The organism is Mesorhizobium sp. M8A.F.Ca.ET.057.01.1.1 (genome assembly GCF_003952565.1).
Classification (GTDB): Bacteria; Pseudomonadota; Alphaproteobacteria; order Rhizobiales; family Rhizobiaceae; genus Mesorhizobium.
This window is the reverse complement of the sequence record NZ_CP034454.1, coordinates 5293352-5317339: the sequence shown is the minus strand read 5'-3', so window position 1 is coordinate 5317339 and position 23988 is coordinate 5293352. Positions and strand designations below refer to the sequence as shown.

Below are 23988 nucleotides of genomic sequence, written 5' to 3'. Positions count from 1 at the left end.
GATGCGGGCTTGCGCGCGGCAGGCCTGAGCCCGCCGCCTTTGGGCGGCGGGCGAGGGGATCAAGGGCGATTGGCGTAGCGTCCGCGATCGCTTTCGATCTCATCGGGTGTGTAGGCCTTGGCGTCGCTGTCGAAACCCGTCCAGCCGCCGGCCTCGTATGCGCTGCGGCGCTCTTCCAGATTGACCGAGTTGGCCTGTCCGAGAATCCGCTCCGCTTGGGCCGCGAGCTGATCGTCGACCTTGGCTGTCACCAGCGTGCCGCCACGGCGTACGCCTTCCGCATAGACATGGGCATCCCTTTCTGGGACTCCGGCCTCCGTCAGTGCCCCGACGATTCCGCCGGCAGCCCCGCCGACGACAGCGCCTCCAACGGCGCCGACGGCAGTGGCGGCCAGCCAGCCGGCGGCCACCACCGGCCCGACGCCGGGGATGGCCATGATGCCGAGCCCGGTCAGCAGGCCACCCGCACCGCCGATGACGGCACCCACACCCGCGCCGCTGGCGGCGTCCTCGGCGGCATTGGAACGGTCGTCATCCCCGTCGTACCATTCAGTCGAATTGTTGGCGACGATGCTGATATCGGCGTGCGGTACGCCGCTTGCCTCCAGCTCGCCGACCGCATCGGAAGCGTCATCATAATTGTCGAAAAGTCCGGTCACGGTTTTCATGGTCAATATCTCCAGATTTGCTGTTCAGTTGGTGCCGGCAACGACGTTGCCCTGGTAGTCGAGCGCGACGGCCGTCTTCTTGCCGTCCTTGGTCGCCTGGCCGCGCCAGATGCCCTGATCGTCCTTGTTCAAACCGGACACATCCGAGAAGCCGGCATCCTGGATGCGGCTCTTGGCTTGATCTTCGGTGAAGCTGTTGGCGCCCGGCACGGGGGCGGACGGATTTGCCGTATCGGTCGTGGTGACGGCGGGGGTCGTCGAACTCGTCACGGAAGACCTGGCGTCCATCGTGGAAGCGATCTTCTCGATCATGTCCTGGTGCATCTTGAGCGTCGGCAAGGTCTGCTGCGCAAACGTCTTCAACTGCGCGTTGTCGCCGTCCTTGGCATAGCCATCGAACAGCTTCACCGCATCGGCATGGGCATCGCGCTGCATCTGCACATAAGACTTGTCGACCGCATCCTTGGCGTTTTGCAGAGCGTCGAGATCGCTCTTGTGCTTGGCGTCCGTTGCCGTCGGCACCTGCAGCTTCTGCTCGCCGGCGATCGTCTCGAGTTTGGCATTGGCCGCGCCATGATCGTTGATCATCTTCTGGGCGAAGTCCTTGACGCTTTGATCCTGCGCCTTGCCTTCGGCGATCTTGCTCGATTCGACCTCGAACATGCCGCCGGCAGCCGCCTTGTCGACAAAGTCCTGCGCCTTGTCCGCAGCCAGGGCAGGCATGGCGAAGGTGATTGCCGTGGCCGCGCCGAGCGCGGCCAGTAACAGTCGATTTTTCATGAATAGATCCTCGTTAGGCACACATCGTGCTGTGTGGCTAACAAGCGCCTGCGGGCTTTGTTCCGGCGGCCGAACGATTTTCCCGGCGGGTCCCGGATTCGGCGGGCAGCCAATATCACCGCGCGGAAACTGCAAGCTTGCGGCAGAACACACTGCCGCGAGGGTCACGCTACTCGGCGAGCACCCGGGTCGACGGGAAGGCGACTTCGACCAGCGTGCCTTCGCCGGGCGTCGAGTTGATGGTGAACCGGGCGCGGTTGGCTTCCACCATCGCCTTGGTCAGCGGCAGGCCAAGGCCGGTGCCGTCGCCGCGCCCGCGCTTCAGGGCGTTGATTTGCTTGAACGGCTTCAGCGCCTGCTCGATCTCGGCCTGGCTCATGCCGATGCCGGTGTCGCGCACCCGCATGACGACGTCACCCGAGGTCTCATAGGCGGTCGAGACGATCACCTGGCCGCCGGCCTGGGTGTAGCGGACGGCGTTGGACAGGATGTTGAGCGCGATCTGGCGCACGCTGCGCAAATCCGCCACCACTTCCGGCAGCCGCGAGGCGAAGCTGGAGCGGATGATGACACGTTCGCGGTTGGCCTGTGGCTGCATCATCGCCACGGTTTCGGCAAGCGTATCGTTGAGCGACACCGCCTCATAAGCCATTTCCTGCTGGCCGGCCTCGATCTTCGAGATGTCCAGGAGGTCGTTGACCAGGTCGAGCACGTGGTTGCCCGAGCGGTTGATGTCGCGCAGGTAATCGCGGTAGCGGTCATTGGCGACCGGCCCGAACTTCTCGTCGACCATCAGCTCGGAAAAGCCGATGATGGCGTTGAGCGGCGTGCGGATCTCGTGGCTGATGCGGGCGAGGAAATCGGTCTTCTGCGAGGAAGCGCGTTCGGCCACCGCACGCGCCTGGGTGAGATCCTCCTCGGCCCGCTTCCACTGCGTGATGTCGCGTACCACGGCGCAGAAGCCGCTGTCGTTGGGCAGCCGGCCGATGGTCATGAACAGGGGATGAAGCGCCCCTGTGCTTCGCGGCCGATCACCTCACGGCCGTCATTCAAGACGCTCGCCACGCCAGGCTCCGACAGGCCGGTGAGATAGTCTCGTGCCGCGCGCTGGCTTTCGATGGCAAACAGCGAGGCGAAAGGCTTGCCGGTCACCTCGTCGCTGTCGAAACCGAACAGCGCCTCGGCCGGGCGGCTGATCGAACGGATGGTGCCGTCGCTGCCGATCAGCACGACGCCGTCGGTGGCGGTGTCGATGATGGTGCGCATCTCGGCGATGCGTGCCTTGAGCTCGGAAATGTCGGGCTGCGTCGGCTCCTCGTTGATCGCGTGCGCCGCCGCGGGGGCATCATCCTCGCCGGAACGGCGAACGACCAGCATCAGCGCCTTGCCGTCGCGCCAGGGCACGGAGCGCAGGATGGCGTCGATCGGGAATTCCTGTCCGTCGCGCGTCTTCAGCCGCAGAGCCCGGTCGCTGCCGTCGGAGGCGCCGTCATCGCCATAAGGATCGGCAAACAAAGCGCCGAGGCCGCCAGCATCCTCCAGGTCCTCCAGCGTCTCGTACCCGGTCAGGTCGAGGAATTCCTCGTTGGCATAGTGCAACTGGTCGCCCGAATGGATGATAAGCGGCACCGGCAGCTTGCCGAGCAGCGATGTATCCGGCGCCTTGTCTTCGCTGCCGACGGAAAAGGCCGACGGCATGAACCCTTCGGTTTTGAGTGGTGGCACTTGCAGGCGTGGCCGCTCGGCAAATGTCCCGGCCGCATCATGCGTAGCGTCGAACGCATCATGCGTGCCGCCGCTTCGGCCAGTGGCCGCAATCGTTTCCTCGCCGGATACAGTCGCTTCCTCGTCGGTCCAATCCTCGTTGTCTTCGGCGTCGCGAAAGTCGTCCGACGTCATGCCGTCGTCATCGGCCGGCGGTGACTTGGCAGGTCCCGCCTGCGCCAGCGTCTCGCGATCCTCGGCCATCGCTTTCGTCGCGATTATCTCTTGTGCCTCGGGCGCTGGGGCCTCGTCGCTGCCGTCGGCGACATCAGCAGGCTTATCCTCTTTATCGGCGTAGTCGAGCAGGGAGCCCGACGCCGCCGGCGGCGAGGATTCGGAGCTCGGCGCCTGTTGTTCGAACTGGTCCGCTTGCGCACCGTCGAGCCGCGCAAGATCCCTTTGATCCTCGGCATCGCTCAATGAGGGTTCGCCCGCGTCCGGCTCCTCTTCCGCCTCGGGCGCTGCCATCCCATGCGCCTGGCCGGTCGCCGGTTCCTGGTTCGAATCTGCTGGTTTGGTATCTGGGGTGGCGATGTCCGCCGGCGGCTTCGCATCGGTCGCGGGCTTGGTCGCGTGGTGCGGCTCCGACAAGGAGCCACTTCCGGCACCTGGGTCCGCCTGCCTTGCCGGCTCGGCCGGTTCAGCCTCCGGAGGCTCTGCCGTGGAACTTTCTTTCTTCAGGCGCTCGCCGATCTCGCGGAACGCGCTGCGTTCCAGCGTCGATAGCCCCTTGTCGTTGGCCGGTTGCCGGTGTTCGGCCAGCCGGATGACCTTGTCGGCAAAGCGCCGCTCCGGTTTCGGTACGATGGTCAGCGCCGGCACTTCGCCCTTGAACGGATCCGATGTCTTGGTCTCCTCGGCCTCGGGCAGGTCAGGCGCGGTTTCCACGGCCTCGGGTTTTGGTGCCGCCGGCATCTCGCCATTAGGCACCAGTGCCATGCCGATCGCTTCCGGATCGACGACCGCATCCCCGGTTCGCGCGACGCCGAAGCCGCGAAAACCTTCGAAGGCGCGGCTGCGGCCATAGACGGGCAATGCCGCAAGGTCGACGGGAATCTTCAGGTCGGTGCCGACGACCGGCCACAGCACCGAACGGCCGGACCAGGTGTCGCGCCGCTCCAGCAGGCCGGCGATCTCGCCGGACGCATCAAGACCGAAGGCCGCCGCGACGTCCCTGAAGCGCCGGCCGATCACGTCGGCGGCCGGATGGCCGACGATATCGGCGAATTCCGGCGACAGCGCGCTGAACTTGCCCTCGGCGTCGGTACGCCAGACAAAACGCAATGGGGCGGCCGAGCGATCTATCCTCCGGGTGGCCACGGTTGCGGCCGGGGCGACAGGCGAGGTGGCCTCGGCCTGCTTCACGCTGTCCGCCGAAATTTCCGGTCCAACCGCTTCTGCCTCGCCTTTCGGTTCCGGCGCGGTTGACGCGTCGTGTTCTCCAGCATGGAAATACCAATGATCGTGCTGTGCCGGCATGCCCCCCGCCGGCTGATCATTGTCGGCGGCGACCTGTGTCGGGGCTGTCGGTTCCTCGATCTCGCGCGTTGCCCGTTCCGCCATATTGTCAGTCACGGGCTTGGAAGGGGCTGGCGCCTGTTCGGTCTCGGCAGCGGCAGTGGGCTGTTCGGTCACCTCTTTCCGCGAAACATCGGCCGTTGGCTGATTGTCCTGTTGAGACCCGGGTTCCACCGTGGCGGTTTCCGCTGCCTCTGTTGTGCCGCCCATCTCCTTGGCGGGGCTTTCCGTTGCCGCGGACGAGCCGTCCGCCGAAGCCGCCGCGCCGGATGCGCTGTCCTCCAGTTGATCCTCGTCGATCACCACCAGCAGATGCCGCTCCGGCGTCAGCCGGGCGAGGCCCGCCGGGTAGGAGGTCCTGCCGCCCGGAACGAGGCGCTTGACGATGCGCTCGCCCTCGGCCGCGACGTCGGCCACCAGGGCCGCCAGTGTCGCGGGCTGGATGCCGAGCGCCGAAAATCCCTCCGAGGCGGCCTCGACATTGCCCTTGGCATCGATGAAGGCAATGAAATGGCCGTCTTCGGTAAGGCCGCTGATCGCCCGGCTGGCGATCTCGGCGGCACTGCGCGAGCCGGTCTGCGCCGCTGGCACGGCCAGCATGATGGCGTTCTCGCCATCGGGCAGCGTCACGGCACTGGCAAGAAAGCCGACGGCGCGGCTGGTCATGCCGGTTGCCAGGCGCACCGTTATCGAGCGATCGCCGCCGATCTCCGGGAAACCGCTGGTCGCCATGATCTGACGGCGCGCGATCAGTGGCAGCCGCGCCGAGGCACCGATGATCGCTTCGATATCGGGATAGCCGAACATGGCGGCGCCCGGCCCATTGGCCCAGATGACCTGCTCGAGGTCCACCGACAGGATCGCGATCGCGTCGCCGGCGGCAAACCGCTCGCGGACCGCGTCGAGCACGGCGACGTCGAGGAAGGAATATTCGGACGGCATGCGCTTGGCGGACCTCAGGGAGCGGCGAATTTGCAGTTAACGCTTTGTTAATAAAAGCCGCAGCCACGAAGGTCCACAAGCCAGAACGTGCAAAGGCTGAATTCTGGCTGTTTGGTTAACGGCCAAAAACATTTTTTTGTGCACTGCAACAAGGATATTGCAATGCACAAAATTTGCCTTTATATTGCCATCATACATGAACGAGACGGCTTTCTGTCAAAGCCGCTGCCGCTGAAAAGGATGGAAAATGTCCAGGACCAAGACTGCCGAGACGATCGAAAACGTTGAATTCCCGAGCTTCGACGCTTCCAAGGCCACCGACCAGATGCGCGCTTTCGCCGAAAAGGGCGTTGAGCAGTCGAAAGAGGCCTACGCCAAGCTCAAGACCGGTGCCGAGGAGACCCAGAAGGCTCTGGAGTCGACCTACGAGACCGCCAAGACTGTTTCCAGCGACCTGTCGCTCAAGACCATTGCCGCGCTGCGCGCCAATGCCGAAGCGGGCTTCTCGCATCTCGAAGCCCTGATCGGGGCCAAGTCGCTGTCGGAAGTCGTCGAGCTGCAGACCGCCTTCCTGCGCAAGCGCGTCGAACTGACCGTCGAGCAGGCCAAGGACTTCCAGGCTGTCGCCTCCAAGGCGGCCGAGGATGTCTCGAAGCCGATCAAGACCGCTTTCGAGAAGGCGATCAAGGAAATCAAGGCCGCCTAATAATTGCGCATCGTCCGCGGATGCAACAAAAGGTCGCATTTTGTCGGACAAATAGATGTGAGATAGTGACGGTCAAGCGAATACCCGGCGGGTGGAACCTCCTCCCTCCACCTCCGGGGTGACCAGCCAGCACCTCCTCCCGCTGGCTCGTAACAGGAAAAGGCCGGCACCTCCTCCCGCCGGCCTTTTTCTTTGCCCGGCGAAAGCTGCACCGCTGTGGGGGAAGTGGCCTTTGCTTTGCAAAAGCCTTGAATTAGAATCCATAAGCCCGTATGGACGCATCGCCGAACGACAGAGCGGATCGCGGAGGATGAACCTTCCACCTCGATCCTGCTACAAACGTTAAGACGTGCCGTTGTAGCTCAGATGGTTAGAGCGCCGGATTGTGGATCCGGAGGTCGCTGGTTCGATCCCAGCCAACGGTACCATCGGTTTTCCCCCTAAGTAATGATTTTGCTGCAGAAATTCGCCTAGAAAGGCTTGGTCCTTGCGGCGTTTTTGCTGTTTTGTGCTACCTATTGTGCTACAAAAAGCGTCTTGGTGAAGAGCAAGATCCTGACAGCTTCCTGCGACTGAGGGCGATCATTTCCACTACTATCGCCGCGTGCCCAAGGAGGTGGGCGACCTCGACCGGCGAGGTGAATTTGTTCGGTGCGCCCTCGGCACCGCTGACCGAAAAAAGGCACGTACCGCCCGAGATCTCAACGAGGCAGCCGACAATGCTTTGTGGGCGTCGCTGATGCTGGGTGAAAATTCACAGGCGGCGCGCATCCGATACGGCCAAGCCATCAAACGCGCCGAGTCGCTGGGTTTCGTTTCTATGCCGCGTTCGAGCGGCTTTCCGCCTCGACCATCGGCTCGGCGTTCCTCGATCTTTTCAGGCTGCGCCGGCGAGATGGTTCTACCGTATCCCCTGGGACATGCTTGATATCTCCAATCCCAGGCGGCCGCGCTTGCTGTGTGCGATGATAGAGCTCTCCCACATGAAGGGCGAAGCTGAGGCTGGCCGAACCTAGGCAAGCGATCATGGTATTCAAAAAACTGGCCGGAATAGGCGTGATCCAAACGGTGCCGTCCCCAGAGCTGTCGCTCTCGCATCGCTCTTGTGCGAGCGGGGTAAATAAATTTTCAGCGTGGTCCCCACACCCTTGCTCGGGATAAAATCTTGCCGCTGCCGTCCCATTTTTCGAGAAACTCGCTTTTTCAGTTTTCGAACACGCTTTCGGGATAGGCGCCCGAACCCAAGAACGAGAGAAAGGATTGGGCGCCGAGCCCATGCATCACCCTGTCCCACATGGTGGTGCTGTCGTAGCCGGCGAGAAATACGAAAGGAATTCCCCGTGACGCCAAATGCTCCGCAATGGGAAAACTGCGCTCGCCATTCAGATTCACGTCCAGGACGGCGCCATCCAGCGGTGCGCTATCTATCCTCTCCAAGGCGTCTTTGACCGACGAAGCCGGACCTATCACGCCACATCCCGCATTTGTCAGAGTCACGTCATCAGCAACGGGCAATGGGTGGCAATGTTCCAACCGCCGCACGAGGCCCGGCCGGCCGCTTGGCAGGCTGGGCCGGCCTTGCACTCGCTGGGCGACGTCGAAAATAAAATTGCCGGCGTGGAACATTGGTCAAGACTGCCAGTTCTGGATCGCTTCAGACGCCTCGGTGTCTGCGGAAGATCGGTGGGCAACACCAGATCGGCTCGCGCCTCCATCCCTCAAGGGGCGCGGGCTTCCGCAGCCGCACCTGACCGCGGCATTTCCGACGACGGATGCTGGAGCGAGCAACAGGAGCCAGCCATGAAACACCAGACACTTGAGCAATTGCAGGCGATCGCCGAGGTAAACGGCCTGGCGCTCGCTCCGCCGATGACCAGAACGCAGCGGTTACAGCGTTGGGCCGACCTTCTCGGGGAGAACCCGTCGCGATGCCTCGCCGCGCTTACCGGCACCGAGCACATGCGGGCCTCGCTGCGGCAGGAAGCGCGTGCCGCCGGATCGCCGATCACCGTGGCGTTCGAAGATTCGCTGCTGCGGGCCTGCGGGCTGAGCAACGACAGCTACGGCGAAGCGAAGCGCTTCTTCGAACTCTCCGACTGGCAATTGCACGACATCGTCTGCAGTTGCCATGTCGGTGCCACGATGCAGGCAGGATGGGTCTCGGCCCGGGTCCGCAGGATACTGACCGGCAACAGGGTTGCTGCATGGTTGCGCCAACAGCTATGGGCGCATTGACGAGATCGTTGCGCCGAAATCGGGGCGTGACCGGGCCATTCCTCCTCCGGTCAGTCTCAGTGGCCCGCTGCCTCTTTCCCCCGGGGCAGCGGGCTTTGAAAGTTCTGTGACGGGTTGGGTAGCTGGACGTGTATCAGGCCTCACGCAACCGTGGTGACGGGCAATGAGCAGAAGGTCCAAGTATCGAACAATGACGGTGCGCCCGCACTTGCCGTCAACATGGAACCGGAGCCTCCGGCTGATGCTTGCGACGGGTCTTGCATTGGCTTTCCATGTGATACCGGCCGCCGCCCACCAGGCCCCGGCCGGATGGCAATATGACAGTTCCTGCTGTTCGGGTGTCGATTGCTACCAGGCGCCGAAGTCGGACGTTAAGGAAACGAAATACGGCTATCAGCTGTCGACTGGCGAATTGATCCCATACAGCGATCACCGCATCAAACGCTCCCACGACGAATATTTTCACGAATGCAAGCCCGGCGGGGATGCCAACTCCCAGCGCTCGTTCTGCCTATACGTTCCAGATCGCGGCATGTAGCCCGCGAAGGCTGAAACAGGGTTTGGCGGTTCCCGCCGCCTCCTGAAGGCAGCAGGAACTGGGTATTGAGAGGTCCGTCAGGTCAAGATAAGCACGATCTTCAGCGAGTCCGGATCGACGATGACTATCCTGCCATCCGCCAGCACGCTTCGCCTGGTTTTTAGGGTCCGGAGGCAGATCGTCCATGGAGACGATGGCCACCCGTGTAAAACCGTTGCTTATATCGAATAGCCCCAGATCTGGGGCATTCGGGTCGGATGGATCGATGGGCAGCGACGGTCGCCCGCCGCCGGCGGTTGCGGCCCCGTAGACTGGGCATGCCCGGGTGAAAGCTGAAGCAGGACTGAAATTACAAGTGCCGCAAAAAAGCGCATTGGCGAATTCTCCTTGTTGGACCCGCACCCGGCCGAGCCTTCATCGGTGACTTCAAACGTCCATCATCGAACTGGCGGGCTCTCGGGCGACATTCTCCTCGATATGTTCGTGACCCGGTGTCTGCGGCAGGGCCTTTCGGAAATTCCTGGCATAGTCGGACGGCATCTTGGGCGGCATCATCGGCTCATAGGCGTCGACAAGCGCCTCGATTATCACCGGGCCATCGACGGCAAACGCTTCGTCGAGAACTGCCTCGATCTGATCTGCCCGATCGATGCGCAACCCCTTTGCGCCCATTGCTTCGGCCGCCTTGGCGAAATCTATCGGTTGCAACTCGCAACCGAATTGCGGGTTGCCGAGAAACATCATTTGCTCCCACGCGATCTGGTTGAGCATATTGTTCTTGATGACCAGAAGCTTCAGCGCAATGCCGTAACGCACGGCGGTCGAGAATTCGCCGAGCTGCATCGCAAAGCCGCCGTCGCCGACGATGGCAGCGACCGGTCGGCCAGGAAATGCGATGCCGGCGGCGATGGCATAGGCGAGGCCGCAGGACATCGACGCCAAAGCGCCCGAGACCCCAAATGCGTGGCCTTCGCGCAAGTCGACATGCCGAGCCGCCAGTTCGGTATTCTGGCCTGAATCGGTGGCCAGCACCGTGTCGTCGGCCAATCTCCTCCCGAACGCGCGGACAATCAATTGCGGTTTCAAAGGATGAGCCTGCGCATCCTCGGACTGCCGCATCATTCCGCGCCACTTGCCCATGGTGTCCTGCGCTCGCAGCAGAAATTCATTGGAAGGCTTCTGCGTCAGCCGCTCGTTGAGCGCACGCAATGTCTCGGCTGCATCGCCGACGAGCCCGGCCTCGACCGGGAAGCGCAGGCCGATCCGCTGCGCGTCGCAATCGATCTGGACGCCTCGGGCCTGTCCCGGTCTGGGATAGTACTCGATATAGGGAAAGGCGGAGCCGACGATCAGCACCGCGTCGCAGTTTTCCATGGTTTCCTGTGAGGCCAGGGTTCCCAGGATGCCGATTCCGCCGGTCGTGTAGGGATGATCATCCGGCAACACCGCCTTGCCGAGCAGGGCTTTCGCCACCGGCGCCTGCAACAGCTCCGCCGTCCGCTCGAGCTCGGGTGCGGCTCCCAGCGCGCCACGACCGGCCAGTATCGCCACGCGCGCCGCCGCGTTGAGAATGGCGGCGGCTTTGTCGAGCTCGACGTCCTGCGCCACTATATGGCCTGCGAACATGTCCTGCGGTGTGTGCGCGGGACGATTGCGCTTGGACCGCTTTGCCGGCTCGCTCTCCTGTTCTTGAATGTCGCTGGCAATCGAAAGATGGGCGACGCCCTTGCGCGCCAATGCTGTGCGGCACGCGAGGCTGGCGACGTTCTCCATATGGGCGGCGTCGGAGACCTGAGCATTGTAGACCGCAACGTCGTTGAACACGCGTGTGAGGTCTACATCCTGCTGCGTGAACGTCTCGATCAGATCGTGAAACTGCATTCCTGTGATTGCAAGGACCGGGGCCTGATCGAGCTTTGCGTCGTAGAGCCCAGTCAGGAGGTGCGTGCCGCCGGGGCCTGATGTGGCCAGGCAGACGCCCAGTTTTCCCGTCCACTTGGCATAGGCGCATGCCATGAAGGCAGCCGATTCTTCGTGCCGGACCTGGATGAACCTTATCTGGTCCTGCCGTGTGCGCAGCGCTTCCATGACGCCGTTTATGCCGTCGCCCGGCAGGCCGAAGATCACCTCGACATCCCAGGCCACCAAAGTGTCGATAAGAATTTCCGCTGCGTTCGCCATGCCGATTTACCTCCGGTGAATGGTCACCGAACCGGCGAACCGGAAGTTGGTTCCTTGGCGCGGGAAATCGCCGGATTTCGTCCGTGGCGTTCAAGGCCGCAATCGGATGGAACACCGTCCGGCCAATCGCCGTTGACATGTCCGCCAGAGGAGAGCCGCCATGTCGAAATTACAGGCCGTCGACCCGGAGCACCTGCAGCAGCTCCGAACCGAGGCAGCAGCCCATTTCGCCCCGATCATGCTGCACGAAGCCTTGCTGCGCCTGTGTCATGCCTGCGGAAGCGAAAATCTCGACCGTTTCGAAAAATCCATGGTTGGCCGGATCGAGGCGACGCTGGACGAGCGGCCGGATTTCGAAACGATGAAGGAATTCGCCGTGGAGCAGCTCTACACCTGGGTCAGGGAGGTGAAGGCCTCGCCAAACATGAAGCAGGAGTTGGAGAAAGTCGAAACCCGCCGCACACACGGCCGTTCCGAAGAGCCGAAAACACTCGAGGATCAGCTTCAGGCGGGTCTGGAGGGCTCCTTTCCCGCCAGCGATCCGCCGGCGGTGGTGTCCACCACCATTTCCGGCGGCTCAAAGAAGCTAGTCGGGACCGACGAGGTGCTGGAGAAGCAACGGCACGCCGCCTCGAGAAAAACCGGATCCTCGTAAGGTCAGCCCCGCCTGCGCATTGGGGACGGCGGCCGGTCGACGCATTGCCGGAACGCCAAGGGTGGTGAGCGCGGGCGTGTCAGGGTCAGCCGTCTGATACAGTTCGCCGCCGTTTCCACGTATTGTGCCTTGTCAGATCCCTTTGCCGACCGGATGTTGGAACGCTGCGCGGATTTGGCCATGGTTGCTCCTCGATGTTTGTCGGCCGTGTGGCCGGTCAAGGCGCCCAACTCCCTGTATTCGGCTTTGTTCCTGCAAGGCGTTGCCGAGGAAGTGGAGTGACCCGACACTTTGAAATCCCAATTCGCCGTCGACCCGGACAATATTCGCCGCAGGTGATCCCGTGTCGGAACGAACCAAACAGCCGCGCATTAAGCTTAGGCTGCATTCACACACAGTCATTGTTTGGGAGTTGGACCGTTGACATCCGGACGCTATGCGTTGGCCAACAAGCCGAACGAAGAGATTTCCATCGTCGATCTGATACCCGCGCTTCGGGCTTTCGCGCGCACCTTCTGCCGCGTACCCGACGATGCCGACGACCTGGTGCAGGAGACGCTGGCCAAGGGGCTCGCCAATATCGACAAATTCGAGCCCGGAACACGCATGAAATCGTGGCTCTTCACAATCATGCGCAATACCTACTACACCCGCATAAAAGCCGCCGCCCGGGAAGCGCCCGGCCTGCTCGATTGCGCGTCGTTGCGCCCGATTTCGGAAGCCACACAGGAATGGTCCATCCAGAGCAAGGAAGTCCACCGGGTCATTCAGAAGCTGCCCGAACACCAGCGCGAGGTGCTGATGCTGATTGGGGTGTTGGGCGTGAGCTACGAGGAGGCGGCCGAGATATGCGGCTGCGCGATCGGAACCGTCAAAAGCCGCCTCAACCGGGCGCGCGCCAGCGTGCTGGAATCACTCGGCGAAAGATCGATCCAGACGCTGGTGGAACGGCGCAGTCACCTATCGGACGGACAACTCGATCTCGGAACTGACAGGCATATCTGACGGGTCTAGCCGAAGGCCATTGGCCCGAGCCGATCAGTTCCCGCTCTCCCGTTGCCGCTTCTCGACGAGTGCGTTTTGTAACTCGACGGCCAGTTTGGTCAGACGATCAGGGACTTTCTCCCGCTCGATGGCCGTCAGGAGAGAAGCTATCTCCAGGTCCACCACCGTGCCCGGAAGGGGGGTGGCATTGTCGTCGCTCGAGCTAGGCATCGTCTTCTCTACGAATCTCGGTCTAATTGCCAGTGTGATGGCGCGCGTCAGGCTTTGCAAGGAGCAGTGCTTTTTTGCACCACCTCTCGTTCCGACAGCGTAGCCATATTCTTGTGTTCGACCGTCGAACTGACATAGGGCTCCAATGTTCCGCGAAGGCCAGCCGGAAGGGACAAGCATCAGGAAGCGCACAGTCTCGCGGAAATCCAGTTTGGTTCGGTGGGCGCGCTCAGGTCAGTGCAGCAGACCGGCCCCGCTCGATTTGACGACATTGCGCATGATGCGATTCAGCCAGTCTTCAGTGGACAGGCCGGCTTGCCGTCGGTCGATATCATGGAGGGCCCGTTCGAGTGTCTTCTCGACGAGCCGGTCGGAGGCATTGACATCCCCCAGCAGCAGTCGTGCCGCAAGTCGCAGTTTGGGCAGGAGTGCAAACACATCATCGGACAGCGGCTTGCCAATGTCCCCCGGGCTTGCTTCGGGAACAGGGCATTGGAAACGGCTTGGCTGCTGGAGGATTTGCGCAGATTGCTGGCATAGCGAAGATGCTCGGGAATGGCGATGTCGCCATAGCCGCTGAAAAATACGAACGGCACCCGCGCCGAACCAGTTCATCGGCGATCGGAAACACCTTGCGGCCATTCAGGTTAATATCCAGGATGGCCGCCTCGGCAGCCTGTATGTGCATCGCCGCCTGTTCGAGCGTTGCCGCGGGGCCTAATATGACTGCCCCGATATTGCTGAAGTAGTGCGCCAGATCGTCGGCCAACATCCATTCATCTTCAAAATGAGAAGGGGCACGCCCCGCAGATCGCGCACGTCGCTATCCCTTCTTCGATCTGGATTTGGGTTGAACGATGCGCATCTAACAACCCCGCTCGTCCAGAGCAGCCTGCAAGCGCGCCGCTAACGTCAGCATCCGTCCCGGCGCTGGACGTTCATCGGAATAGCCAAGCGGTTCGAAGCCCTGTACCGCCGTATGTCTTCTCTCGGCAATGCGCTTGGTCATTGAACATCCTCCACCTCCGCAAACAACGGGATTTGTTCGAGCTGGTTCCTCTTCTGGCGCCGCACCGACTCTGAGAGCATCGCGACAGCAGGGGGCGAGAAATTTCCAGCTCAGAATGGAACAACCCTCATGGCCGGCAGTTCGGCGGCCAAGGGAGAACAAAATGCAATATGCGCAAGACATCGCGCTCAGGCGCGTTGATATGCTGATCGAGCAATATGTCGTTGCCCGCGGCAAGAGCTATGATTTTGTCTCGACGGAGTTGGCTTCCAAAGCCATCCGTTCGGTCATGCACAGCCCCGTCGGCGACGTGGAACTCGACCTCATGCTGGCCAGGAAGGCCGTCCAACAGGGGCTTTCCGTTCGGTTCGACCGGAACGGGCATTGGTCCGATGTCTCGCCCTCGGCCGGTCGGGGAGGTTGAGATGAAAGCTGTTCTGCTGGCGATCCCGATCCTTGCGGCTTTGGCGGGCTGTAAGGAAAGCAATACGGATCCGGTCAAATCAAAGACCGACAACAGCCAGCCGGTCGACAAAAATCCGCAAATCGACAGAAATCCAACACCTCAGACGAGCACCGGCGGCGACCAGCAAGGCACGCAGCCCACTCAGCCTGCAGCACCCAAGCCCTGACCCACGGGCACCATGCGCTGCACCTGCCATGCATTGGTCTGGTCTCGCGACCTTAGATATGTTCGCCAAGCAGGATTCTGGCGTCCTTGGCAGCGATGAGGAAGGCCTGCCTCGCAAACCGTGGTGGCTGCTCTCCGCGCAGCACCGCAAGGCACGCCTTGAGCGCCGTGAGGCGAACTTCCGACGCTGGCGCCGGCCACTCCCTTAACAGCACTTGCGCCGCATCGGCCACCGAAATCACCACGCGGTCGCGGTCGATCCGGCCCGGCTGGATAACGACAGGCTTTCTGAAACGTCTCGCACGCATGGCGCCCTCCATCCACGGACCTGCGTCGTCTAACCACGCAATCGCCGATTTGTTCCGGATGCTGCCGGAAGCGGAGAAAGCGTGGTCGAAGCCGTGGCCGCGCTATCGCTCGTCGAGCAAGGCCACGCAGACCTGGCTGACAACACGCGGCAGGACGCTGAAAGCATAGCCCGTATGCAGCCGTTCGAGCGGCGTGTGATAATCCCTGCCCCACGGGCCGATATTGATCGTCGGGATGTTGGCAAGGCCCCGCTGCGCGGGCCAGCGCACCCCGTCGCGCCACATTGGCGTGTTGCGGGCGACCACGTCGAGCGAGGATTCGGCCGCTTCACCAAAGAAACTCATATCAGAAATGCCGGCGAAATAATCGGCGCAGGCGATCGTACAGCCGTAAAGTCCAGCTGCCTTGGCGGCAATCTCGCCGGCAATCGCACGCAATCTCCTGGCTGCCGGCGTCTGCGACAGGTTCGTCGGCAGATAGGGTATGGAGCCAAAGCCGATGACGACCGCCGGGCCGGACAAACCGCTCAGGCGCCACGCCTCTTCGATGAACAGCCGGCATTGTTCTGGCAGCGAAAGCTCACCGTTGGCAAGTGAAGCGCCGACCGCCCCAAGCCTGGCCATGGCTTCCCCATCAAGGCCGTTCGCGACAGCCTCGTAGCGGTGCAGGGCAATGCTCTCGACGAGGTCGATCGCGGCTGGCCCGCTGCTCGGGCCAAGTCGCTGTTTGAGAGCGCCCAGGCAAGCGGAAGCCGCTTGTGCGCAAAGCCGCTCGAACCGATCGAGCACCTCGTCGGGTGTTCTGCGATAGCTCAGCACGTTGAAGCTGACATAGGCGCTCGCCGGCGTCGTCACGTCATAACCCGCCTTGTCGTCGCGAATGCTGAGCAGGCTCGCCGGCGTGCCGGGCTCCGACTGGGACTGATCGGTCAGCTCTGGCGCCCATTCCACATGCGTGGCTATGGCGGCAGCCAGCGTCGCGGCGTTCAAGCCATTCAGCGGAAAACCGCTATGGGCGGGCACGCCGACGACGTAGGCGGTCGGCAGCAGCTTGCCGACTGTGCCCAGCGCAATGATGCGGCCCTTGCCGCCATCGCCATCGTCAGCGATCGCATCGAGATTGATCGCGGCCGCAATATCGAGATCGCGTTCGTCGGTGATGGAAGGCAGAGCCTGCGCGGCCTTGCGCGCGCCGGCCGAGTTGTTTCTTCGTCGGGCACAGCGAGGAAGAGGATATTCCCTCTTGGATTGATGGCTCCGGCGAATTGCGCGCAAACGGAAGCCCGGCAGCGAGGCCCGCCTTCATGTCGAGCAGACCGCGGCCGGCGAGAAATTCTCCGGAAGCGAAATCGGCGCGCGCCCGTCGGGCGGCCGGTGTGTCGGCGGTAGCGATGATCTTGCCGAGCGCAGGCGTGAGCAGGCCCGGCCGGGTGGCGAGATCCTCAAGCTCGCCATAGTCGCGCGTCGTGACGGTATCGTAGTGTCCGGTCAACACCACGGTGGCCCGCCCGTTGCCGCGCAGCAGCATGGCCACGCAATGTCGGCCGTCTCCGGGCTCGACCTCGATCGTCCAGATTTCCGCATGGCGAAAGGCGGTCTCCTGGCGCAATTCGCCGGCCAGCCATGGCCCGAACGATGCTTCTCCCTCGCTGCCGGTAAGCGCGAGCGCCCAGCGTTCGGCGCAGGCGGACAGGCCCTGCGTAGCACCACCGTTCATCACCGTCTCCAATATGCGAGAGATCGAGCTTAGCGTTGGCAAGCTGGTTGCTTCAAGAGCGTGGCGGGGCTGGACCAAGCAGCGCAAAAAGCTGTTCCCACTCACCCCGAAAGGACCTCGGCGCAGGCGGCCCGGCATTTCCATTCTGATGGCGGAACAAAGGGCGTCTTGGCTTGTCAGGACGCATCGCAAACTCGCGCTCCTTGGGCGGGTGAGGCCTTGGGAGATACCAACTATGTCGATCTACCGCAAACACCTGACGCGGTTGCGGAGATGATTGAGGTTGCAGCATCCAACGCAACGCATCTGGCTGCGCGACCCGGCCATCGGCGAACCCGACCGAAGATCCGCGGAAGACAGCGGCGTCAAAAGGGACTGATAAAACCGCGCCCGAGCACGCGTCGTCGAGAGCGCCCTCGGATATCCAGTAATACCCCAAAACGCTCATTGGTCGCTTGAGCGAGCATCGTGCTCCCTGGTCTGGATAGCGCTAAGCGGAATCTCAGCCTCGAAATGGAGGCCGGTTGGCTCGACGCGCAAGTTGACCGTGGCTCCCAATTCGTAGGGCAGCGAACGCTGCAGGACTTCCGATCCGAAACCCTGCCGCTCGCTGGATTTCAATGAGTGCATTCCACTCTCGCTCCAGGCAAAGCGAAGCGCATCGCCCTCTATGCGCCATTGTACGTCGACGCTGCCGGCGCGATGGGACAGTGCGCCATATTTCAACGCGTTCGTCGCAAGCTCATGGACGGCAAGCCCGATCGTCTCGGCCGCCTTCGGGTGAAGCGCCTGCTGTGGACCGCTGATCGTCAGGCCATCGCCTTCCTTCGCCCCGGCGGCGCGCAACTCTTCCGCGATGATCGCTGCCAGGTCTATGCCGCCGGCCGGGTTGCGGGTGATGGCCGCCTGCACGCGTGCGAAAGCGTTTATGCGCCCTTCGAGATGTGCATTCGCTTCCTCCAGGGATATGCTCTTTTCCATCGTGCGGCGCACGATGGAGCGTATGACAGCCAATGTGTTGCGCACTTGGTGCTGCAATTCGGCGAACCGTAGCTGCCGGGCCTCCTCGGCCTGCTTCTGAAGAGTGATGTCCCGGCCGACGCCACCGATATGGGCGACCTTGCCGGTGTCGTCCCGAATGGGAAAATCGGCATCGCGCAGCCAACGTATCCCGCCGTCCTTTGGCCGGCATATGCGATATTCGAAAGTAACGCGTTCGCCGTCTCGTATCCGCTGGATCTGTGCCTCCACTCTTTGGCGGTCTTCCGCCACGATCAGGTCGATCCAGCTGCTGAAATTGTCACCCGCCAGGGCCTCAGCGCGACTGAGGCCGTAGATCGTCTCGAAGGCGGCGGTCAAATACTCCCACTGCAGCGTCTCGGCGTCGCGGATCCACAATACGTCGGACGAAGCTTCACCGAAGCCGCGCAGCCCTTCCTCGCACTCACGAAAACGAAGCTCGGCGCGCGTATGTTCGCGAAGAGCCGCCTCCACTTCGCTCAGGCGGCTTTCCAGGCTCTCATTGCGCGGACTTTTGGACATCACTTCTCATTGGCGTCGAGATGCCGGCCTTCCCGTTCGAGGTGCAGATAGTTGGGATTGAAAAGGGCAACGCCTTGCAGAGCCTTCAGGTTCGGGATGGTTAATGTGCGATCCTTCAGGACAATGAGATTTGACGCACGCAGTTCCTGAAGCGTGCGGTTGACATGAACGGCCGACATGCCCAGCGTCTCGCCCAGTTCGTTCTGCGTCAACGGGAACTCGCAGCTTGAGTCGGCCGTGCATCCTGCGGCCTCCAGCCTGATGAAGAGCTCGCACAAAAGATGCGACGTCCGTTCCAGCGCGTCGCGCTGGCCCAGATTGACCGTCCACTCGCGCTGGATAGCCGCCGCCACGAGCGATTCCCACCAGAGCGCCTGGGTGATGCGCGGATGGCCTACCATCATCTCGTCGAAGGCCGGCCGTGAAATCTCCGAGACCACCACCGGCGTTACGGCGCCGATCGAGTGATCCATTTCCTTTAGGATGAACACGTTTAGATCGCAGAGGTCGCCAGGCAGGAAGAAGGCGATGATCTGGCGCCGGCCGTCCTCCAGAACCTTGTAGCGACAAGCCCATCCCTCGTTGATAAGGTTGATGTATTCGGGCTTTTCGCCTTCGTGGATGATGTCTTCGCGCGCCGCAAAGCGGCGAATGCGTTGCGCTCCGATTCTGGCGAGCATGTCCTTGTCGGCTTGCGACAGCCGAGTGAATTTTTCCAGCTTGCGGATCAGAGGTCGCCTCATCCTTGTCCTCCATCCCTGATACACAGAACGATCCGACAGCGACCTTACCTATGTTAATGCCAGCCGCTCTTTGGAATCCAAATGCTGTTCCAGGAGGTCTGCCAATGGACGAGCGGGTTACGGTCCCTCGTATCCTCGTTGTGGGAGACGAGTACTTGTCAGTGATATCACAAACGCGCTTGCCGGGCTTGAGGCGGCGGTCGTCGGCCCGGTAGGCAACAATTCCGGCGCCCGGCGAACGGTCGAAGAGGGTGGTTCGATGCCGGGGTGACGCGGCGGTCATTCCCGTTCGTTTTGCCGGTATAGGACGTTCGAAAAACCGCACGATACCAACGTGCTGGGGCGCCCGAGAGGATACGCCAGTTGGCCCGCCCTTGACGGCCAGACCGGCAAGCGGCGGGGCCTGGCCGTGCTTGGTTCAGACAACGCCGAGGTCGAAGCTCACGGCATGGCCGTGCTTCACGGCCGATCTTGCGATCATGTTGCTCAATTGCGGACTCTCGACCGAGCAATCCGGCATGACGGTCAGGATAGCTTTCGTCGCTGCCGCCACCGAAACGCTTGATCGGTGCGAAGATCGGGTTTCCATATAGTGCTCGATCAACTCATTCAGCCGGACAGGATGGTATTTGATCACACGACACCTCCCTTCAGCCTTCAGGCCTTGTTGTTTATGCAGGACGACACTGCGCGTGGTTTGATAGCCGCGCCTTAACCCATGACATAAGGAAAACGAAAAAATGCAGGCGGCCTGGCATCGCCGACCGGCGAGCGGCCGTGCGGGCTTCGCGAGAGGACATTAACATAGGTTAAGCCGTTATTTTGCCGGAGAATGGTTAGATGGCTGACCAGCCGGATCGAACTCGGGCGGCGCCAGGTCCCGCCTCAGTTTTCGAGCAAGCATATTGGAGACAAGCGCGCCGCAGCGCGCTACGGTGTTTGGAGGAGCACTGGATATGACCGGAGAACTCGACCTCGGCGGCCACCGCGTACTTGTCGTGGAGGACGAATATTATATCGCAACCGACACGGCCGAGGTCTTGCGCGGTGCCGGCGCCGAGGTAATCGGGCCGTACCCGGGCGAAGACGCAGCGCTGGCGGAACTGGATGGCCGGCGTCCCGACGCGGTGGTGGTCGACATCAATCTCGGCCCTGGTCCGTCATTCAGGTTGGCAAGGACCCTCAAAGACCAAGCTATCCCTTTCATTTTCGTCACGGGGTATGACCAGAGCGTAATCCCGGATGAGTTCGGGGGTGTCGAGCGACTGGAAAAGCCGGTCCAACTCAAGCAAATCATCCGCGCGATTGCAAAATTGCTGGCCGATACCGCTGAGGCGACTTAAAGGCCCGCCCTGTTTGGTGGGTGGTCGGGCGGGCCTCCCGGCTTGGTCGCCTGAGGTATCAAGCCGGGGATCGACGCCTATCTGAAACTTAGCTCCGTCGCCTTAACCTGCGTTATTGTTGTCGTTCAACGGGCGCACGGAATCTGCCACGTGCCGCCGGTTCCACTTGGTAGCCCGGTGCTGGAGAAGCAGGCGTTTGCGCTGCAAGCCAAGAGGGGAAACGCGGGCTATGGCATCGACTGCGAACCCCTATGATTTCGCCGACGGCAGTCGCGCGCCAAATGAAGCAATCTGACCCCGGCATGCCTGTCGAGGATATCGTCCGATCGCTTTACAGCCACCTTCATGAAGGCGAGTCCTGCCCTGCCGACCTGATCGAAGCTGTGGGGCCTGGGCGAGCGGTAGTTGGCCGATCCCCACCCTTCCGGTTGGAAAACGCCTGACATGTGCGCTGGCTGGCATGCCGACCTGTGATCACCTTCTGGTGACCGCAATATCCCCCAGTGGAACAATCGCGGGGTGCTCTCTGTTCGTCAACAACTGGGCCGAAAGGAGCTTGCGCGTGGAAAACCCGAAATCGACGGCGCAGATTGCCGGCCCCCCATCCATCCCATGCTGGTGACGATTCCGATAGCATGTTTCGTGGGCACCTTGCTGACGGACATAGTCTATTGGCGCACGGCCGAGATGACGTGGGCGAATTTTTCCGCCTGGCTCGTGACGGTCGGCGTGATCATAGGCGTGCTGGCGGCGATCGCGGGTCTTGTGGATATGCTCGGAAGCAGGAGAATCCGCCAGCAGCCAACCGCTTGGCTGCACATGGCGGGCAACCTCGTCGCGCTCGTCCTGGCCTTCTTCAACATGCTTGTGCACACCCGCGACGCTTGGACGTCGGTCGTCCCTACCGGACTGATCCTGTCGGCTTTGGTGGTGGCTATCCTGCTGTTCACAGGCTGGCTCGGCTGGGCGCTCGTGTACCGTCATCATGTAGGAGTAGCCGATGAGACGCCCTGATTCGTCCGTCAAACTGGCAGCGGCGGCGTTGCTGGGCGCGACCGCCCTGGGCGCTGCGGGCTGCAGCGACGACAACACCGATCCGAGTGCCCAGATCGGCCCGAATCCCAAGCTGCCTGAGGTCACCCAGTATCTGTTGCCGCCGATGCATCTGGCCTCGGTGGTCGGCTGGAAGAAAGATGAGAAGCCCAAAGTTGCCCAGGGCCTGCAGATACAGGCTTTGGCCAGGGGTCTTCAGCATCCGCGCTCTCTTTACGTGCTGCCCAATGGCGACATGCTGGTCGTTGAATCGAAAGCGCCTTCCGAAGCGTCGCCCAAACGGCCAAAAGACATTGTCATGGGCTGGGTTGAAGGCTGGGCCACCTCGGGCGGCGACACCGGTCCGAGCAACCGGATCACGCTGTTGCGCGACACCAATGGCGACGGCGTGCCGGACTATCAAGGCGTGTTCCTCGATCACCTCAACTCTCCCTTCGGCCTCGCTTTGGTCGGCAACGATCTCTATGTCGCCAACACCGACGCCATCTTGCGTTATCCCTACCAGCCGGGCGACACCAAGATCACGACGCCGGGCAAGGTGCTGACCGAACTGCCGGGAGGGCCGATCGATCATCATTGGACCAAAAGCCTGGTAGCCAGCCCCGACGGTTCATTGCTCTACGTCGGCGTCGGTTCAAACAGCAACATCACGGAAAATGGCATCCAGGCCGAAAAGGATCGCGCGGCGATCTGGGAGGTCGATCGCGCCACCGGTGGCTCGCGCATCTTTGCCAGCGGTCTGCGCAACCCCAACGGCTTATCTTTCGAGCCCGAAAGCAAGGCTCTGTGGGCGGTCGTCAACGAACGCGACGAACTCGGCCCGAATCTTGTGCCCGACTATATGACTTCTGTGAAGGACGGCGCTTTCTATGGCTGGCCCTACAGCTACTATGGCCAGCATGTCGATCCGCGCGTCATGCCGCAACGGCCCGACATGGTTGCGAAGGCCATTCCGCCTGATTATGCGCTCAGTTCGCATGTCGCGCCGCTCGGCATGACTTTCTACAGCGCGACGAACCTGCCGCAGACCTATCGCGGTGGCGCCTTCGTCGGTGAGCATGGCAGTTGGAACCGTGATCGGTTCAATGGCTAGAAGGTGGTCTTCGTGCCTTTCAACGGCGGTCGTCCCAGCGGAATGGCGCAGGACGTCATCACCGGCTTCCTCAATGAGAAGGGCGAGGCGAGGGGACGGCCGGTAGGCGTTGCGGTCGACAAGTCAGGCGCCCTGCTCATCGCCGACGATGTCGGCAACACGGTCTGGCGGGTAACGGCCGCGGGGCCTGGCGCTTAGAGCAATTTCAGGAAAAGTGCGTAGCGGTTTTCCGTCCGGGATTGCGCCCGCTCTTGTCCGTCATGCGGTCGGGACGGCGTGAGGGCTGCTGCCTTCGTCGCCGGGCTCGGTAACGGGAGAATTCGTATCCACCGGACTTGCTTTAGCTATGAACTGGATTGCGCGACACGCGTTTCCGCCGCGCCTTTGGGTCAAACAACGCGTCTCGTGAAACGTTCCTTGGAAGCGGCCCACCTCATTGAGGGTCCGGGCCATCGGTGCCGGTCCAGCGGCTTGTCCGCTCAAAAGCGTGTAGGGTCACTCTTTCGTGAGGTTGCCGCGTTTAATATCGCTGCAGCTGGAACAATGCTTCGGCTCGGCGGTTAGCGCCAATGACCAGCCAGCGACGGAGCCAGCCACGTCCAAGCCTTCAGCCTCACCCGCGAGCGGTCTCAATCGACGAAGCTTCATGACAGGCACGGTCTCTGCCGCCGCGGCGGTCCCTTTGCTCGGCACTCCGGCGAAGGCGGAAGAACCGATGACCACGCAGTTACCGCAACGCATCAATCGCGAAGGAAACGAGTTCGTGAGCTGAAATCTCGCAATGGTTCGGGGGCGTTGCACCGACAAGTCTGGGGTCCCACAAGACGACGAGCGAGGCGCATAGGCAGGAGGCCGCCGCGCGCGCATCTGTCCGTTGGAACTCCCTTGTGCCAACGCCGGCGCGAATAAGCTCTCCCACGAGGCCGTGAAGCCGATTTCGATATTGTCTGTATGACGGCCAGTTGCTGCTCGCGGCAAGGGCAATCAGACCGTACATTTGCGGATCGCCCTGCTGGGCCTGCAGCAGCAAGCGATGGTAGCCAAGCATCGTTTCTTTCAGTCGGTTTGTTGCGCGCGTCATGTCGCCTGCACAGGATGGCTCGAAGCAGAGGTCACTTTCGTAGAAATCCGCCGCGATGGCGTCCCATATCTCTGCCTTTGAGGGGAATATTCGATACAGGCTTGCAGGAGATTTTCCGAGCAGTCGAGCGATGTCGGCGACTGTCGTTTTCGACGAGCCATACATGCGACAAGCCGCCGTGCCAGCTTGAATGATCGGCGATCGTTCATCGGCTAGAGGATCATTCCTCGCAATGTTGGTAAGGGTCATCGTTTCACTCTCAACGA

General features: G+C 61.9%; 22 protein-coding genes, 1 tRNA gene and 2 pseudogenes. 11 read left to right on the top strand and 14 right to left on the bottom strand.

Annotated elements, in window-relative coordinates; genetic code table 11:
- Positions 1-59: 59 nt before the first annotated feature.
- The 3 genes and pseudogenes from EJ077_RS25350 to EJ077_RS25340 form a co-directional block, all read right to left on the bottom strand.
- Complete coding sequence (locus tag EJ077_RS25350) at positions 60-668, bottom strand: general stress protein (protein WP_208697200.1); 609 nt, start codon at positions 666-668, stop codon at positions 60-62.
- Between the two features lie 24 nt (positions 669-692).
- A complete protein-coding gene (locus tag EJ077_RS25345) occupies positions 693-1448 on the bottom strand; it encodes a DUF4142 domain-containing protein (RefSeq protein ID WP_208697199.1) in 756 nt (251 codons plus the stop codon).
- A gap of 169 nt (positions 1449-1617) precedes the next feature.
- Positions 1618-5672 (bottom strand): annotated as a pseudogene (locus EJ077_RS25340) (PAS domain S-box protein).
- 247 nt (positions 5673-5919) lie between these two features.
- Here EJ077_RS25340 and EJ077_RS25335 point away from each other — a divergent pair.
- Together EJ077_RS25335 and EJ077_RS25330 are read left to right on the top strand one after the other, a co-directional pair.
- Positions 5920-6378, top strand: coding sequence for a phasin (locus EJ077_RS25335; RefSeq protein ID WP_027144815.1), 459 nt, complete (start codon positions 5920-5922; stop codon positions 6376-6378).
- A gap of 351 nt (positions 6379-6729) precedes the next feature.
- Positions 6730-6806 (top strand) — tRNA-His (locus EJ077_RS25330).
- Between the two features lie 775 nt (positions 6807-7581).
- On the opposite strand, the gene EJ077_RS25325 is transcribed toward EJ077_RS25330, so the two are convergent.
- A complete protein-coding gene (locus EJ077_RS25325) occupies positions 7582-8004 on the bottom strand; it encodes a hypothetical protein (protein WP_208697197.1) in 423 nt (140 codons plus the stop codon).
- 174 nt (positions 8005-8178) lie between these two features.
- Here EJ077_RS25325 and EJ077_RS25320 point away from each other — a divergent pair, with 174 nt between their 5' ends.
- A complete protein-coding gene (locus EJ077_RS25320) occupies positions 8179-8613 on the top strand; it encodes a hypothetical protein (RefSeq protein ID WP_208697195.1) in 435 nt (144 codons plus the stop codon).
- 163 nt (positions 8614-8776) lie between these two features.
- The gene (locus tag EJ077_RS25315) at positions 8777-9151 is read left to right on the top strand and encodes a hypothetical protein (protein ID WP_210212143.1); all 375 of its coding nucleotides are present in this window, start codon (positions 8777-8779) and stop codon (positions 9149-9151) included.
- 426 nt (positions 9152-9577) lie between these two features.
- Here the strand turns inward: EJ077_RS25315 and EJ077_RS25310 are convergent, their stop codons facing one another.
- Positions 9578-11332, bottom strand: coding sequence for a thiamine pyrophosphate-dependent enzyme (locus EJ077_RS25310; RefSeq protein ID WP_208697191.1), 1755 nt, complete (start codon positions 11330-11332; stop codon positions 9578-9580).
- A gap of 160 nt (positions 11333-11492) precedes the next feature.
- Here EJ077_RS25310 and EJ077_RS25305 point away from each other — a divergent pair, with 160 nt between their 5' ends.
- Both EJ077_RS25305 and EJ077_RS25300 read left to right on the top strand, forming a co-directional pair.
- Complete coding sequence (locus EJ077_RS25305) at positions 11493-11987, top strand: hypothetical protein (protein WP_208697189.1); 495 nt, start codon at positions 11493-11495, stop codon at positions 11985-11987.
- A 441-nt stretch (positions 11988-12428) separates the two neighbouring features.
- Positions 12429-12992 (top strand): sigma-70 family RNA polymerase sigma factor, encoded by a 564-nt coding sequence (locus tag EJ077_RS25300; protein WP_208697187.1) that lies wholly within the window; start codon positions 12429-12431, stop codon positions 12990-12992.
- Positions 12993-13436: 444 nt separating this feature from the next.
- On the opposite strand, the gene EJ077_RS25295 is transcribed toward EJ077_RS25300, so the two are convergent.
- The gene (locus tag EJ077_RS25295) at positions 13437-13817 is read right to left on the bottom strand and encodes a hypothetical protein (RefSeq protein WP_245458551.1); all 381 of its coding nucleotides are present in this window, start codon (positions 13815-13817) and stop codon (positions 13437-13439) included.
- Between the two features lie 250 nt (positions 13818-14067).
- Positions 14068-14211 (bottom strand): hypothetical protein, encoded by a 144-nt coding sequence (locus EJ077_RS25290; protein ID WP_208697185.1) that lies wholly within the window; start codon positions 14209-14211, stop codon positions 14068-14070.
- Between the two features lie 163 nt (positions 14212-14374).
- Between EJ077_RS25290 and EJ077_RS25285 the strand changes: the two genes are divergently transcribed.
- Together EJ077_RS25285 and EJ077_RS25280 are read left to right on the top strand one after the other, a co-directional pair.
- Positions 14375-14635: a hypothetical protein gene (locus EJ077_RS25285; protein ID WP_208697183.1), complete on the top strand. Its 261-nt coding sequence runs from the start codon at positions 14375-14377 to the stop codon at positions 14633-14635.
- Position 14636: 1 nt separating this feature from the next.
- Positions 14637-14843, top strand: a complete 207-nt coding sequence (locus EJ077_RS25280; RefSeq protein WP_208697181.1) for a hypothetical protein — start codon at positions 14637-14639, stop codon at positions 14841-14843.
- A gap of 52 nt (positions 14844-14895) precedes the next feature.
- On the opposite strand, the gene EJ077_RS25275 is transcribed toward EJ077_RS25280, so the two are convergent.
- The 6 genes from EJ077_RS25275 to EJ077_RS25250 all read right to left on the bottom strand — a co-directional run bounded on the left by EJ077_RS25275 (position 14896) and on the right by EJ077_RS25250 (position 19789).
- Positions 14896-15150 carry a DUF982 domain-containing protein gene (locus EJ077_RS25275; protein ID WP_208697179.1) on the bottom strand — a complete coding sequence of 85 codons (255 nt, stop codon included), beginning with the start codon at positions 15148-15150 and terminating at the stop codon, positions 14896-14898.
- Positions 15151-15252: 102 nt separating this feature from the next.
- Positions 15253-16173 (bottom strand): hypothetical protein, encoded by a 921-nt coding sequence (locus EJ077_RS25270; RefSeq protein WP_210212142.1) that lies wholly within the window; start codon positions 16171-16173, stop codon positions 15253-15255.
- A 79-nt stretch (positions 16174-16252) separates the two neighbouring features.
- A complete protein-coding gene (locus tag EJ077_RS25265; RefSeq protein ID WP_208697175.1) occupies positions 16253-16879 on the bottom strand; it encodes a hypothetical protein in 627 nt (208 codons plus the stop codon).
- A gap of 432 nt (positions 16880-17311) precedes the next feature.
- Positions 17312-18265 carry a sensor histidine kinase gene (locus EJ077_RS25260; protein ID WP_245458550.1) on the bottom strand — a complete coding sequence of 318 codons (954 nt, stop codon included), beginning with the start codon at positions 18263-18265 and terminating at the stop codon, positions 17312-17314.
- Between the two features lie 143 nt (positions 18266-18408).
- On the bottom strand, positions 18409-19152 hold the full coding sequence (locus EJ077_RS25255; protein WP_208697171.1) for a Crp/Fnr family transcriptional regulator: 744 nt from the start codon (positions 19150-19152) through the stop codon (positions 18409-18411).
- A 418-nt stretch (positions 19153-19570) separates the two neighbouring features.
- The gene (locus EJ077_RS25250; protein ID WP_208697170.1) at positions 19571-19789 is read right to left on the bottom strand and encodes a hypothetical protein; all 219 of its coding nucleotides are present in this window, start codon (positions 19787-19789) and stop codon (positions 19571-19573) included.
- A gap of 319 nt (positions 19790-20108) precedes the next feature.
- Between EJ077_RS25250 and EJ077_RS25245 the strand changes: the two genes are divergently transcribed.
- The 3 genes and pseudogenes from EJ077_RS25245 (at position 20109) to EJ077_RS25235 (ending at position 22839) form a co-directional block, all read left to right on the top strand.
- Positions 20109-20495 (top strand): response regulator, encoded by a 387-nt coding sequence (locus EJ077_RS25245; protein ID WP_208697169.1) that lies wholly within the window; start codon positions 20109-20111, stop codon positions 20493-20495.
- Between the two features lie 612 nt (positions 20496-21107).
- Complete coding sequence (locus EJ077_RS25240; protein ID WP_208697168.1) at positions 21108-21509, top strand: DUF2231 domain-containing protein; 402 nt, start codon at positions 21108-21110, stop codon at positions 21507-21509.
- Positions 21496-22839 (top strand): annotated as a pseudogene (locus EJ077_RS25235) (sorbosone dehydrogenase family protein). The gene EJ077_RS25240 and the pseudogene EJ077_RS25235 overlap by 14 nt, the downstream one beginning before the upstream one ends.
- A 529-nt stretch (positions 22840-23368) precedes the next feature.
- Here the strand turns inward: EJ077_RS25235 and EJ077_RS25230 are convergent.
- The gene (locus EJ077_RS25230; protein ID WP_208697167.1) at positions 23369-23971 is read right to left on the bottom strand and encodes a TetR/AcrR family transcriptional regulator; all 603 of its coding nucleotides are present in this window, start codon (positions 23969-23971) and stop codon (positions 23369-23371) included.
- Between the last annotated feature and the right edge of the window lie 17 nt (positions 23972-23988).

What these genes read in the sequence shown, in the direction of transcription:
- EJ077_RS25350 (WP_208697200.1), bottom strand. Translation starts at nt 668, where the DNA reads ATGAAAACCGTGACCGGACTTTTCGACAATTATGATGACGCTTCCGAT.
- EJ077_RS25345 (WP_208697199.1), bottom strand. Translation starts at nt 1,448, where the DNA reads ATGAAAAATCGACTGTTACTGGCCGCGCTCGGCGCGGCCACGGCAATC.
- EJ077_RS25335 (WP_027144815.1), top strand. Translation starts at nt 5,920, where the DNA reads ATGTCCAGGACCAAGACTGCCGAGACGATCGAAAACGTTGAATTCCCG.
- EJ077_RS25325 (WP_208697197.1), bottom strand. Translation starts at nt 8,004, where the DNA reads ATGTTCCACGCCGGCAATTTTATTTTCGACGTCGCCCAGCGAGTGCAA.
- EJ077_RS25320 (WP_208697195.1), top strand. Translation starts at nt 8,179, where the DNA reads ATGAAACACCAGACACTTGAGCAATTGCAGGCGATCGCCGAGGTAAAC.
- EJ077_RS25315 (WP_210212143.1), top strand. Translation starts at nt 8,777, where the DNA reads ATGAGCAGAAGGTCCAAGTATCGAACAATGACGGTGCGCCCGCACTTG.
- EJ077_RS25310 (WP_208697191.1), bottom strand. Translation starts at nt 11,332, where the DNA reads ATGGCGAACGCAGCGGAAATTCTTATCGACACTTTGGTGGCCTGGGAT.
- EJ077_RS25305 (WP_208697189.1), top strand. Translation starts at nt 11,493, where the DNA reads ATGTCGAAATTACAGGCCGTCGACCCGGAGCACCTGCAGCAGCTCCGA.
- EJ077_RS25295 (WP_245458551.1), bottom strand. Translation starts at nt 13,817, where the DNA reads ATGAACTGGTTCGGCGCGGGTGCCGTTCGTATTTTTCAGCGGCTATGG.
- EJ077_RS25290 (WP_208697185.1), bottom strand. Translation starts at nt 14,211, where the DNA reads ATGACCAAGCGCATTGCCGAGAGAAGACATACGGCGGTACAGGGCTTC.
- EJ077_RS25285 (WP_208697183.1), top strand. Translation starts at nt 14,375, where the DNA reads ATGCAATATGCGCAAGACATCGCGCTCAGGCGCGTTGATATGCTGATC.
- EJ077_RS25280 (WP_208697181.1), top strand. Translation starts at nt 14,637, where the DNA reads ATGAAAGCTGTTCTGCTGGCGATCCCGATCCTTGCGGCTTTGGCGGGC.
- EJ077_RS25275 (WP_208697179.1), bottom strand. Translation starts at nt 15,150, where the DNA reads ATGCGTGCGAGACGTTTCAGAAAGCCTGTCGTTATCCAGCCGGGCCGG.
- EJ077_RS25255 (WP_208697171.1), bottom strand. Translation starts at nt 19,152, where the DNA reads ATGAGGCGACCTCTGATCCGCAAGCTGGAAAAATTCACTCGGCTGTCG.
- EJ077_RS25245 (WP_208697169.1), top strand. Translation starts at nt 20,109, where the DNA reads ATGACCGGAGAACTCGACCTCGGCGGCCACCGCGTACTTGTCGTGGAG.
- EJ077_RS25240 (WP_208697168.1), top strand. Translation starts at nt 21,108, where the DNA reads ATGCTGGTGACGATTCCGATAGCATGTTTCGTGGGCACCTTGCTGACG.
- EJ077_RS25230 (WP_208697167.1), bottom strand. Translation starts at nt 23,971, where the DNA reads ATGACCCTTACCAACATTGCGAGGAATGATCCTCTAGCCGATGAACGA.